The organism is Metallumcola ferriviriculae (assembly GCF_035573695.1).
Taxonomy (GTDB): Bacteria; Bacillota; JADQBR01; order JADQBR01; family JADQBR01; genus Metallumcola; species Metallumcola ferriviriculae.
In genome coordinates, this window is record NZ_CP121694.1 from 2,817,168 (window position 1) to 2,829,994 (window position 12,827).

The window sequence follows — 12,827 nt, forward strand, 5'->3', positions numbered from 1 at the left end:
TAGAACTGTTTGACTTTACTTTGTATCCTTCTCAGACCCAATGGGAACACGTTTCCCATCTTCAATTCTTACAAATAACAAGCCTTTTGAGGCCTGGCCGTTTTCATCAAAAGTAGTAGGACCACAAATACCCGGCAAGTCCTTAATTTGAGTCATAGCTTCACGGATTTTCTCCCTTTCACCACTACCAGCCATTCTAATTGCTTCAGCCAGAATTTTCGCTGCTTCATAACCATTAGCTGCATACATATCAGGATTCATTCCATATTTTTCGTTGTAATTTTCTACAAATTCTTTTGACTCAGGAAAATATTCGTATGCCCCAGGTTCAAAATAACTAACGTGAATCATTCCTTCTGCAGCCCCTTCAGCCAGTTCTGCGAACTTATCATTAGTGAAACCACCCAATCCGAGCCATTGAGTTTCCAGGCCTAAATCCCGAGCCTGTTTCAATATCTGAGCACCTTCAGTGATTAAGCCCGCAATAAACACTGCATCAGGATTTAAATTCTTAAATTTGGTCAGCTGGGCATAGAAATCTTTATCACCGTGGTTATAATATTCAACAGCCATGATATTGGCGCCCAATCCTTCAGCTGTCTCTTTATACTGTTCGGCCCCGGAGCGACCATAATCTGTGTTTTCGGCGATAATCGCAACATTTTTTAAATTCAGTTTCTTTGTGACAAATTTGGCAAGTTGAGGTCCTTGGAAGCTGTTAGGCATTAAGTTACGAAACATATAAGGATGCCCCGGCTCGGTAATGCTGTCTGCTGTGGAGCCCGGTGTCAGCTGAACCACTTTTTCTCTTTCGGTAACCGCACGGACCGCCAATGTCACTGACGAATTGAAGTTGGCAAGTATTGCAGACACGTTATCTTGAGTGATCAATTTTTCTGCAGCGTTTACGCCCTCGGTAGGAATACTTTTATCGTCTTCAAATATTATTTTAAGCTCCGCACCGTTGACACCTCCGTCACCATTTACCTCATCTATTGCCATGGAAATACCCCGCTTAAAACTCTGCCCCTGATATGCGGACCCAGAGGTCAACGGAAAAATTCCACCAATAGTGATGGTATCGGCCGTCTCATTGGACCCTGTTTCTTGACCCGTTTCTTGGCCAGTCCCTTCACCTGCTTGACTACCACAACCTGTCAAAAACACACCCACTAAAAAAATCACGGACAACAAAATAACAAACTTTTTCTTCACAATATATCGCCTCCTTAATGTTATACCTATAAGAGATGCAATACCCGTGCCATTTGAGTAAGGTAATTTTCCCTGTAATATAGCTTTTTAATCACTATTTTTAGAATAATTTGAGTCATTTTGAATTCTTGAGTCGACTTCGATACACTTCGATGCGATTTCGACGCACCAACTTGTCCTTATAATTGCGCGTTATTTTTGTACTATCCGTCTCTTTAACCAACATCGCATCAAAAATGTAGACTTTATTTGAATTATCTGATATCTTTAAATATAATGATTCCCCTGCAAAAACCCCTAAAAAAAGGTCTTAAAAAGGAAGATTTTACCCCCTTCGCGTCGAAGTAATAATGGTAGAAACCATTGGTAGGTCTACACTTGAGGCGAAGGGGCGTGCAAAGAATGTTTAGAAAAAACGATGGTCATTTGCAGGAAGAATTGTTCAGTCACTATCAAACCATGAACCCTAAAATAGCTAAAATGCTGAAAGATACCTGGGCACCGATTTTTTATGAGCATGTCTTTTGTAAAATAGATGAAGAAGTGTTTGCTCCACTTTACTGTTTTGATAACGGCAGGCCTAATTTCCCGGTAAATATCCTTTTATCATTGGAATTAATAAAGAATATGTTCGACTACACAGATGAAGAAATCTTAGAACAATTCTATTTCAATTATCAGGTAATCTACGCTTTAGGTATCAAAAATATTGGCGAAATATACTTTGCTGAACGCACCCTGTATGAATTTAGAGAACGCCTCGTCAACTACGTTAAGGAACACCCCGATGAAGAAGAAATCATGTTTAAGCAGTTTGAAATCTTAACTCGGCATTTCATCGATAAAGCCAATATTAAAACAGACGAACAAAGAATGGACTCAACCTATGTTACCCCTAATATTAAAAGAGCTGGAAGGTTATCCCTTGCTTATGATTTTTTAGAAAAAGCCGTGAAAGCAATACCTCAAAAACATTTAAGCAACTCACTAAAAGAAGTACTGGAGCCTTCCTTCAAGACCAAACTGCTGTTTAAAACCAAGGCCAGTAAGATAAATGCCAAGCTTGAGACAGTACTCATACTTTGTACAGAAATTTATGACCTCGCTAAAGCAAAACAACTAACTTCAAAAGAGGAAATCAAACTGTTAGCTCGTTTTCTCAATGAACAAGCACATTATGATACAGAAAAGAAAGTCTGGGTGCCCGAAGATAATAAAGAAATTTCTTCCGCATCCATGCAGTCTGCCCATGATACGGACGCTACCTTTAGAAATAAAAACGGTAAGACGAACCAAGGCTATGTTGTTAATCTAGCTGAAACATGTTCGAAAGATAATCCGGTGCAGCTAATTACAGATTACGATCTGGATGTCAATATAAAAAGCGATACAGAACTGGCACGAAAACGTGTAGATACTATCAAGAAAAATACTGATGTTACTGACCTCTACGTAGATGGCGGCTATTACGGCGAAGAAACAATTAACAAAGCTGATGAAGCAGAAGTCAAACTGCATTTTACAGACATGACCGGCAGGAAAAGTACCAGTAACAAATTACCTCTGACAAACTTCAACTTCAATGAAGAACATGAGGTGGAAAAATGTCCTGCAGGTAAAATACCACTTCGAAGCGACTATAGTAAGAAATCTAAAAGTACAACGACCCATTTTGAGAAGTCAGAATGCCTTTATTGCCCCATAAGAGAGCATTGTCCCGTAAAGCCGCAGAAAAAATCAATGGTACTGAGAGCCAGTAAAAAAGCAATACTAGCAGCCAACACCCGCCAAGAAATTTCAAAAAAGGAAATACGACGTGAAAACACCAGTAAAAGGGCTGCCATAGAGGGTACCAACTCTGCAATTAAAAGGGGCCAAGGTGCTAACAAACTTAGAGTAAGAGGCCTGATCAAATGTCAGTTACAAATTGGCCTCAAGGTAATTGGTCATAACTTCAAACAATTTTCCCGAGCAATGAATAAGCCTAAACCAAAAGGCAGGGAAGTGGTGTGTCCAATGTAGAGCAAAACACAGTGAAAACAAGGATTTATTGATGTATATGTACATCATATACCTGAAAAAATCCGGCTTTGAGGTAACTAAACAAAAAATGAGCTTATTTTAAATTCTCCCAAGGGGTTAATAGGGGGTAATCACTCCCTTTCAGCAGGGGAATCATATAATTAATAATAAAAATTTTATGAAAATAGCTATTTTTAGGGGGGCTTCTCATTTTTTCGACACTTCAAAACCTAAACCTAGATTTCTTTAATGACATTCTAAACAATATTTCTGATGCAATATACATATCCGACAGTGAAGGAAATACTCTTTGGATTAATAATGCTAGTCAAAATTTAATAGGCAGGCCTAAATCAGAGCTAATTGGAAAAAATGTTAAAGAATTAGAAGCGAAAGGCGTTTTTAACCCCTCTGCCACCCGCCTGGCATTAGAAGCCGGGAAAACAGTCACAACTATTCAAACTCTAAATGGCCTTAATTTTCTGGTTACCGGTCATTTGATCAACGATAGAAACGGAAAAATAAAACTGATTATGGCGCATTCGCGAGATATTACTGAAGCGGTAAGAACCACTTCCCAATTAGAAAAAACAGAAATTTTGTTGAAGCGTTACGCCCAAGAAATTCGTAATATGAAATTAACAAGTAACCAAGCTGACGAGGCCAATCCCTTTATTGGTAAAAGCCGCGAATATTCTACCTTAATAGACTTAATTAAAAGAGTCTCTGCCGTTGATACTACGGTTTTAATTACCGGGGAGACCGGTGTAGGTAAAAATAATATTGCTAAGTACATACATCAGTTAAGCGAACGCCATAATGAAGCTTTTGTTCACGTGAATTGCGGCGCACTTCCCGAACCTTTAATAGAATCGGAGTTATTCGGTTATAAAAAAGGGGCTTTCACCGGCGCAAACAGCACAGGCAAAACCGGATTAGTGGCTATGGCGGATAAAGGCACCCTTCTTCTAGATGAAATCGGTGAACTGCCTCTTTCTCTCCAGGTAAAATTATTACAATTTCTCCAGGACAAGACCTATCTTCCGGTTGGGGACACCAAAGTATGCTCAGCGGACGTTCGAGTAATTGCCACTACCAACCGAGACCTTACCGATATGATTAAAGCAGGTGCATTCCGTTCAGACCTGTTTTACCGTTTAGATGTTTTATCAATAAAAGTACCTCCTTTATGTGAACGGAAAGACGATATTTTCCCCCTGCTTTATCATTACTTAAAAAAATTTAACAGTCATTATGGGCAAAAAAGAAAATTCAAACCTGAAGTATTGGATATTCTATACAACTATGATTGGCCCGGTAATATCCGCGAACTAGAAAATTTAGTAGAGCGTTTAGTAATTACTTCCCTGAATGAAGAAATATCAGCCTATGACCTCCCTGAAAAATTTCAGAACAGGGAACAAGAAGCTGTTAATATTGAATTAAAAAAAGGCGAAACCTTACCGGAAATCTTGGAACAGTTAGAAAGAAAGACGATTGAAAATGCATATCTCACATATAAGACTACAAGAAAAACTGCAAAAGCACTGGGAATTACACAATCGTCACTGATGAGACGTTTAAAGAAATATGGTTTGTCAAAGTAATACTGCCGATATCACAAAGATAAACTCGCCAAACGTGATTACCTCTTTTGTTGGCCTATCAAAGATAAAGAAAAAAACGTTTCCACTAAAAATTCAGGAAACGTTTTTACAATTATCGGAGCCGGATTACAAATGACCTTTCCCAGAAATATGCTCAATGTTAATTACTATGACCGCAGATTTTTTTACCTTTTCTTTTAGCAACCGGTCAACTGGCTTTTTACTGTACTTTTCAGCCAACAGCGTTAAGAAATGCTGTTTTTTTTCTTCATCTAATATAACTTCTGCATGCCCAAACACCATTACACTGGCATAACGCGTGGTGTAATTACAAGGTTCTTCCGCTTCTTTGATTTCTTCCACAATATCTACTTCAAAACACACCTGGGCATGGTTTTCTATGTTGTCCAGCTTATTACCTTTTAAGGCGGAATGAAGAATAATCTTATTTTTATCAAAATAATAATGCAGGGGCGTAATCAAAGGATAGCCATTCCTCCCGTAGGTCCCTAAACGGCCTACTAAACCTTTCATCAATAATAATTGCGCCTTTTCATTTGACATTTCTTTATCCTGTCTGCGCATTGGTACAAAAACCATTGTTTCACCTCCTTTACATTACGAATATAATGGTTGGTTGAATAAGACGCAGTTTGCTTTTCTTGGCAATAGCTGCGCCATCCACCTACCCTTTTAAGCTCTTGCAAGTTATATGCCATTTCTACAGTATCCTACAGGCATCTAGGAAAAAAAGAGGCCAGCAAAATCCGGCCATATTTAAATTTAAAATTTTCTAAACCAACTGGCTTTAACAGATGAGGAAATTACATAATTAGCTTTTTTTACAATCTCCTCAAAAAATATCCAGCGGCAGCATTGCTATCCGTATGCTTTTTAACCAAAGTTTAGCGTTCAGGCAATATTAATACCTATTGAATTGCTAAATTTTTCCTCTAGGCCAAGCTAATCTTACGCTCTTTCTCCACTTTGGGCGCTTCTCCCAACCAGCCGCGCACTCGCATAGCCTCACTGACACGGGCAATGGCCACCATGTAAGCGGCGGTACGCATGTCGATATCTTTTCGACTTCTGTACATCTGATATACCTCGTCAAAAGCGCGTACCATCATGGCTTCTAACTTACCATTCACCTCTTCTTCGGTCCAGTAATAACCCATATTATTTTGTACCCATTCAAAGTATGACACGGTCACACCACCGGCATTAGCTAATATATCAGGCAGAACCAGCACACCTTTATTGGTAAGTATTCTGTCTGCGCCGGGAGTGGTGGGACCATTGGCCGCCTCGCCGATTATTTTCGCCTTAACCTTGGGAGCAATTTCTTCAGTAATCTGGTTTTCCAGAGCAGCAGGGATCAGGATGTCACAAGGCATTGTTAATAACTCAGCGTTGGTAATATGTCTGCTGCCGGGATAATGTGCGACGCTTCCGGTTTCCTTTTTATATTCCTCTAACTTTTGGGTGTTAAGTCCTTTAGAACTGTATGCCCCGCCTGTAGAGTCAACTACTGCAACGATCTTGCAGCCCAAGTCCTGAAGCAATTCAGCCACAATACTGCCTGCGTTGCCATAACCCTGCACTGCAACGGTAGCATCTTTTAGGTCGAGACCAATAGCTTTTGCCGCCTCACGTACTGTAAAGCTGCACCCTCTGGCAGTAGCCTCATTGCGCCCGGCAGACCCGCCCACAATTAAAGGCTTACCGGTGATAACTCCGAATTCATTATGTCCCTTGTATTTGGAGAACTCATCCATCATCCAGGCCATTACCTGAGCGTTAGTATAAACATCCGGGGCAGGCACGTCTTTTTCTGCTCCCAGGATAGGGGATACTGCTCGAATGTACTCCCGACTAAGCCGCTGTATCTCCCGATCAGACATTTCCTTCGGATTACAGATTACCCCGCCTTTGGCACCGCCGTAGGGCAGACCTAGTACGGCACATTTAAAAGTCATCCACAATGCTAACGCCCTGACTTCATCCAGAGTAACGCCAGGATGAAAGCGAATGCCGCCTTTAAGAGGTCCCAAAGCATAGTTATGCTGCACGCGGTAACCGGTAAACACTTTAACACTACCGTCATCCATCTCTACCGGTACGGCCACCGTAAGTTCCCGCACCGGTTGGCGTAAGATATCCAGCACCGTAGAAGATAAACCCAAAGTTTTAACTGCCAACCCTATTTGCTCTTGCGCTATTTGGTAACTGTTCAACTGTTTATTCATGTTATTACCACTCCTTTAAACAAATTTCCTCTTTGTAGAGGTTTAATAAATATAATCGCAAAGTCTGTGCCAAGTTATCAAAAATTTCGAAAATTAACACAAACCCTTGGGATTAAAGGGTTTGTGTGCACCGTATTCTGTATTCAACTTTTAGCAGCTTTGTTTCAAAATGCTCCTGTGCATCTTTTTGTTTGCTTATTTATATGGCAGCCCGCTGTTATCCTTAGTCTCAACCTCCTAGTAATTAATGCAGCCTCCACTCGCCTTTCATGCGTTTGTACATCTTATTATCTATTCCCCTCAGGTCTTTTGCGGAGTCTGAAACTTTATTGCCTTTGCTTGTTACTTATTGGTGTCAGACACCAATAAGTAACACCTGATTACCAAAACTTATATTTTCTGATAAAAAAAGCCGGGCGCAAAGCCCGGCAAAATCCATAAAATCTATTAAAATTTTATGGAGGATGGTAGCAATTTTAAACAGTGAAATCCTTGGGGACACCCTGCTCATCCCAGTTACGGATGTTGTAGTAATCGTCCAGCATAGTGTCCAGAGCCTCACGGGTAATGGTTTTTCCGTGGGGTTCCAATGGTTCATCGAAGAATCGCTTAGGTAAAGTGTCATCTGATTTGGTAAAACCGCAATCAAGGTTAAAGCGGCGGGTTAAGCTGACTACTTCATTACCCATGTTTTCAAGTTCCTCAACGCTGTATTCCACTCCGGTTACTGCCTTAATCATCTTCTGCAGGTTTTCCCACTGGATCAAATCACGGAAGAATGTGCAGTAAATCATGGTATTAAATACGGTGAGGCGATTTTCAAACTGGATATATAAATCCGCCTTACCATCGGTTGTATCGCGGTCAATCATGCCGGCCAATTCAGGCTTATAGAATGTCGCCCTAAGATGGCATGCACCTCGGGCGGAAGTAGCATACCCTAAGCCCACTCCTTTAAGCACTCTGGGATCGTAACCGGCTGGTTCCAAGCCCTTGACGTGAATCGCCCGCTCCGCCATCCCTAATTTCGGAGCTGCGACCTTGATGCCGTCCGCTAAAACATCACCTAACCCATTTCGGCCAGCAATGTCCATAAGCATCTTCGCTACCTGATCGGCATTGCCAAACTCTAACTTTTCCTCTATCAAGCCCCGCCGGGAAGCATCAATAGCCATGGCGACCATGTTGCCGCCAGTAATTGTATCCATACCCAACCGGTCGCAAATGTCGTTAAAGTATAGGATTTCTGCCGGATCATCAATAGTGCATAGACCGCCAAAAGAGTAAATAGTTTCGTATTCAGGTCCTTCCACGGTTAACCCCTTATGTCTTCCTTCCTTTACCGTGGTTTTCTTACCACAAGCCATAGGACAGTGAGGACAGGCTTTGGGTTTAAATTCGAAGTTATCCTTATATGCATCACCGCTAATCGCTTCCCAGTTATCCAGGGTTCCCTTGGACCAATATTTAGTGGGAAAAGCCTGCGCATTGTTTAAGGCCGCGACCATCACCGGCGTGCCGTAATTACGGTAGGCATCGACACCGGCATTATCCTTTGTTTTATCCCGGATATCCTTAATGGCTTCTTTAAGAAGGTTCTCATCGGCAATGGGCGCCTTACTGCTGCCGAAAAATACGATGCCTTTTACCTTCTTGCTGCCAAGCACTGCACCCATTCCGGTACGCCCGGCAGAACGCCAATAGTTATTTTCAAGACAGGCAAAACGCACCAGATTCTCGCCGGCAGGACCGATAACCACAGTTTCTGCTCCCTGAGGGGCAGTTTCTTTTAAGGCATCTTCGGTGGCGTAGGTATCCTTCCCCCACAGGTCTTCTGCGGGATGAAACTTAATGTCCTGGTCCGAGATTTCGAGATATATCGGTGTGACACTCTCTCCTTCAATAATCACCGCATCATAACCGGTACGCTTAAGAGCAGGCCCCAACTTACCGCCACCGTAGGACTCAGCGTAGCCGCCGGTTAGAGGTGATTTGCTGAAAACACCATAGCGGGCAGCCCCAAGCAGCCCTGTATCACACGCAGGTCCGGTGGTAAATATCAGCTTATTCTCCGTACCTAAGGGGTCACACTTGGCGGGAACATTCTTCAATAATAGGTAGCTCCCCAATCCCTTTCCACCGAGGAAGCGCTGTAACACCTCTTCGGGGATTTCTTCTATTTTAAACGACTGGTCAGTGACATTTATTCGCAGCAGCCTTTGATAAAAACCTTTCACAGTATGCCTCCTTCACAATTTTTTCAATAACTTGACAAAAAGGTGCCTGACACCATTTTGTCAAGTTATTTGGTTGGGGCGACGGCCCCGAGTTCTTTTTTCTTTGCCGATATATTTTTTCATTTTCCTCACCACAGTGGACTGATTGACATCAAGTATTTCCGCCATCTTGTAAGTATTGTTGTATCGGTCGAATGTCTTGGTTATTAACTGGCGCTCCAGTTCTTCTGTGGCTTCCTTCAGGGAACAAATGTCTAAAAGATATACCCGGTTGCTGACGCTGGTGCTGGTGTTGATAATGTAATCGGGCAGGTGCTGGGGCTCGATGGTGCCGGCATCGATAGTTACCACCAATCGCTCAATGATGTTCTCCACTTCCCGGACATTTCCTTTCCACTGGCAGTTGGTCATCAGTTCCAGTGCTTCCGGAGACAATTTCTTATTAATTTCATACTTGGCGTTAAACCGGGCCAAGAAATGATGAATCAGAGGCGGAATGTCCTTACGCCGGTGGCGCAGGGGCGGTATCACTACCGGGATAACATTTAATCGATAATAAAGGTCTTCCCGAAAGGTTCCCTCTTTGACCATCTTTTGGATATCTCGATTGGTCGCGGCAATGAGGCGGATATCCACAGAAATGCCGTCGGCAGCACCTACCCGCATTACTTCTCTTTCCTGGATAACCCGCAGCAGCTTTACCTGCAGGTTGAGCGGCAGCTCTGCTACCTCATCAAGAAGCAAGGTGCCACCGTTGGCCATCTCGATCAAGCCTTTTTTTCCTTCTTTCCGTGCCCCGGTAAAAGCACCAGGCTCATAACCAAAAAGTTCTGACTCCAACAGATTTTCCGGAATAGCGCCACAGTTGATGGTAATAAACGGTCCCTCAATGCGCGGGCTCATGTCGTGAATGCGTTTGGCCACCACTCCTTTACCCACGCCTGATTCGCCCATGAGCAGCACAGTAGATTCTACATGGGCAACTCGGCTGATCAACTCCAGTATCTGCTTCATCTGCTCGCTTTCAGCTACCACTGTCAGAGAACGGTTTTGTTTGTCCTTCATCTGGATTATCTGATTGCGGTAGGTTTCCGCCAGCCGCTCGGTATCCTGAAGCTTCTGCCGCAGATTAGTGAGCTCGGTGACATCCCGGGAATTGACCACCACCCGGATAATCTCCCCATTATCATCAAAGACCGGGTTTGCGGTAACTATCAACTGTTTGCCGGCTTTGGTCTTTTGAGGGATAGTGATACGCCGCTTTTCCTTCAAAACCATGCTGACAACGGAGGGGCTGAAATAACCCTGTTTTTCCAAATCACCAACATTTTTGCCCACCATCTCTTCGGTTTTGACGCCGTAATAGCTTTCTCCCATCTTATTAATGCGGGTAGTGTATCCCCGACCATCGGTAACAAAAATCTCATCATACGAGGCATCAAATACTGCTTCCAGCTCATTTTTTAAAGACCTGACCTGCGTCAGTTCCTGGGATAAAGACTCCAAATCGGTGATATCTTGAAATACCGACACTGCACCGGCTATTTTGCCAGCGCCATCATAAACCGGGGTTCGATTTACCACCAGAGTTCGATTATCTATTACCTGTTCCTGGCTCACTTGAGACTCCCGGGTGGCCAGAACCTGAATCAAATCGCTGTCCGGCAGCACTTCATCAATGCGACAGCCTACCACACCTTCTCGATCTATGCCCAGAAGGTGCTGCGCGGTTAGATTAAGGTATTTTATCCGACCCTGGGTATCAATCATCAGTATGCCGTTATGAATGGAGTCTAGTAGTGCCTGCTGCATTTTTTGCCTCCTGTCACGGGCCTCTCTGCCCCGATATTCCCATCCGAATGCTTGACTGCATTTAATCGTCAGCCGAAGCCGTTGCTGCCATTTTTCCAATCTAGGCGCCGCTGCGCATTTGAAGGACAAATGCACACTTAATTTATTATCCATGCGCCAACGCATCCAACTAGCAAAGAGAAGTGGGAGTATAGAACTCCCAAATAATGCGGCTAGGCAATAATTATCGGCTAAATGTTTAACTAATTACTATTACTAGACTATTACTAGCAATCTAATTTTAATTTTTCAACCATTATATCACGGGTGGCTGTCTTACCGTAGCTGCTTCGGGCACGAACCCAGAAAATCAGTCCCACCAGTGCCCAACCACCGGCGATAGCCCATTCATATGGCCACACCAGGGCTGCTGGCATTCCCGGCAAATATAGCAGTACAAACATTAAAGAAAGAAGCGACGCACCTACTCCTACCACCTTACCGTAAGATACCGTGAAGGGGCGCTCCATTTCAGGTTCCTTATATCTCAAGACAAGGAAGGACACGGATACCAAAAGGTATGCCAGTACAATACTCAATCCGCCTGCATCAACAAGCCAGACCAACATCTTACGCCCGAAAAATGGCGCTATTGAAGAAAGAAGACCAATCATCAATATGGCATTAGTGGGCGTCTTAAACTTAGGATGCAGTTTGCCCAAGAAACCGGGCAGCATCTTGGCTTCAGCCATGGCATAGATAGCCCGGCTGCCGCCCACATAAAAGGCGTTCCAACTGGTAAGAATACCGCCAATACCGCCAAGCACCATAATCTTGCCCCAAAACGGCGAACCAAAGACTGCGGCCATGGAATCAGCAGTAGCCAAACTGGTTTCTGCCAGCTGAGAAGCGGTCAGTGCCCTAGATACGCCAAGGATAATCAGGATATACCAAGCAGCAGCTAATATTACCGATAAAATTAACAGTTTACCAATCATATTATATGGCAGGTCAATTTCTTCTGCTGCCTGGGGAATAACATCAAAACCCACGAACATAAAAGGTGTCATTATTACCACGGCGAAAATTCCTTTGGCGCCGCCAAACAGCAGTGGCTGCATATGGGCTGTACTGCCGTTAACGAAACCACCGGTAATGAACAAAAGGCCTACTACTCCGATAATTAAAGTAAACACCAACTGAACAAAGGCAGCCATCTTAACACCGATATAATTAACATAAGTCATTAATAATGATCCGGCTACACCAACTAATGCCCAGGTCAGATATACGTCCCAGCCGGCAATGTTCCACAAAAATACTTTTTGATAATTCGGAACCAAGTAATCTACTACCGTTGGCAGGGCCACCGCTTCGAATGCTACCACCGAAACGTAACCCAGAATAATCGCCCAGGTAGCCACAAAAGACCAGTTAGCACCCAAGCCGCGGAAGGTGAAGACATGCTCCCCCCCGACAAATGGCATTGCTGCGGTTAGTTCAGAGTAAGTCAATCCTACTAGAGCCACCATTAGTCCGCCGATGGCAAAAGCAATCATTGCACCCACTGAACCAGCAGTTTTAACCCAAGTACCAGCCAGTACCACCCAACCCCAGCCAATCATAGCACCGAAAGCAAGCACCAAAACATCTTTACGAGACAACACCCTTACTAATTGGTTATCATTTTCATGCAAATCTACCAA

General features: G+C 43.3%; 8 protein-coding genes and 1 pseudogene. 3 read left to right on the forward strand and 6 right to left on the reverse strand.

Features of this window, described 5'->3' with window-relative positions; translation table 11 throughout:
* Window positions 1-15: 15 nt before the first annotated feature.
* The gene (locus MFMK1_RS13910; RefSeq protein ID WP_366922296.1) at window positions 16-1,215 is read right to left on the reverse strand and encodes an ABC transporter substrate-binding protein; all 1,200 of its coding nucleotides are present in this window, start codon (window positions 1,213-1,215) and stop codon (window positions 16-18) included.
* Window positions 1,216-1,617: 402 nt separating this feature from the next.
* Between MFMK1_RS13910 and MFMK1_RS13915 the strand changes: the two genes are divergently transcribed.
* The 3 genes and pseudogenes from MFMK1_RS13915 to MFMK1_RS13925 all read left to right on the forward strand — a co-directional run bounded on the left by MFMK1_RS13915 (window position 1,618) and on the right by MFMK1_RS13925 (window position 4,844).
* Entirely contained in the window at window positions 1,618-3,237 is a 1,620-nt protein-coding gene (locus MFMK1_RS13915; protein WP_366922135.1) for a transposase, read from the forward strand.
* Between the two features lie 284 nt (window positions 3,238-3,521).
* Window positions 3,522-3,758, forward strand: a pseudogene (locus tag MFMK1_RS13920) (transcriptional regulator); the annotation flags it as partial.
* Between the two features lie 12 nt (window positions 3,759-3,770).
* The gene (locus MFMK1_RS13925) at window positions 3,771-4,844 is read left to right on the forward strand and encodes a sigma-54 interaction domain-containing protein (RefSeq protein ID WP_366922297.1); all 1,074 of its coding nucleotides are present in this window, start codon (window positions 3,771-3,773) and stop codon (window positions 4,842-4,844) included.
* Between the two features lie 126 nt (window positions 4,845-4,970).
* On the opposite strand, the gene MFMK1_RS13930 is transcribed toward MFMK1_RS13925, so the two are convergent.
* The 5 genes from MFMK1_RS13930 to MFMK1_RS13950 form a co-directional block, all read right to left on the reverse strand.
* The gene (locus tag MFMK1_RS13930; protein ID WP_366922298.1) at window positions 4,971-5,444 is read right to left on the reverse strand and encodes a pyridoxamine 5'-phosphate oxidase family protein; all 474 of its coding nucleotides are present in this window, start codon (window positions 5,442-5,444) and stop codon (window positions 4,971-4,973) included.
* Between the two features lie 353 nt (window positions 5,445-5,797).
* Complete coding sequence (locus MFMK1_RS13935) at window positions 5,798-7,093, reverse strand: Glu/Leu/Phe/Val family dehydrogenase (RefSeq protein WP_366922299.1); 1,296 nt, start codon at window positions 7,091-7,093, stop codon at window positions 5,798-5,800.
* 476 nt (window positions 7,094-7,569) lie between these two features.
* Window positions 7,570-9,330, reverse strand: a complete 1,761-nt coding sequence (locus MFMK1_RS13940) for an aldehyde ferredoxin oxidoreductase family protein (RefSeq protein ID WP_366922300.1) — start codon at window positions 9,328-9,330, stop codon at window positions 7,570-7,572.
* 60 nt (window positions 9,331-9,390) lie between these two features.
* On the reverse strand, window positions 9,391-11,295 hold the full coding sequence (locus MFMK1_RS13945) for a sigma 54-interacting transcriptional regulator (RefSeq protein ID WP_366922301.1): 1,905 nt from the start codon (window positions 11,293-11,295) through the stop codon (window positions 9,391-9,393).
* 113 nt (window positions 11,296-11,408) lie between these two features.
* Window positions 11,409-12,818, reverse strand: coding sequence for an APC family permease (locus MFMK1_RS13950; protein WP_366922302.1), 1,410 nt, complete (start codon window positions 12,816-12,818; stop codon window positions 11,409-11,411).
* Between the last annotated feature and the right edge of the window lie 9 nt (window positions 12,819-12,827).

Excerpts from the sequence above, each read along its gene's own strand:
- MFMK1_RS13925 (WP_366922297.1), top strand. The coding sequence starts at position 3,771 with ATGGCGCATTCGCGAGATATTACTGAAGCGGTAAGAACCACTTCCCAA.
- MFMK1_RS13935 (WP_366922299.1), bottom strand. The coding sequence starts at position 7,093 with ATGAATAAACAGTTGAACAGTTACCAAATAGCGCAAGAGCAAATAGGG.
- MFMK1_RS13930 (WP_366922298.1), bottom strand. The coding sequence starts at position 5,444 with ATGGTTTTTGTACCAATGCGCAGACAGGATAAAGAAATGTCAAATGAA.
- MFMK1_RS13945 (WP_366922301.1), bottom strand. The coding sequence starts at position 11,295 with ATGGATAATAAATTAAGTGTGCATTTGTCCTTCAAATGCGCAGCGGCG.
- MFMK1_RS13915 (WP_366922135.1), top strand. The coding sequence starts at position 1,618 with ATGTTTAGAAAAAACGATGGTCATTTGCAGGAAGAATTGTTCAGTCAC.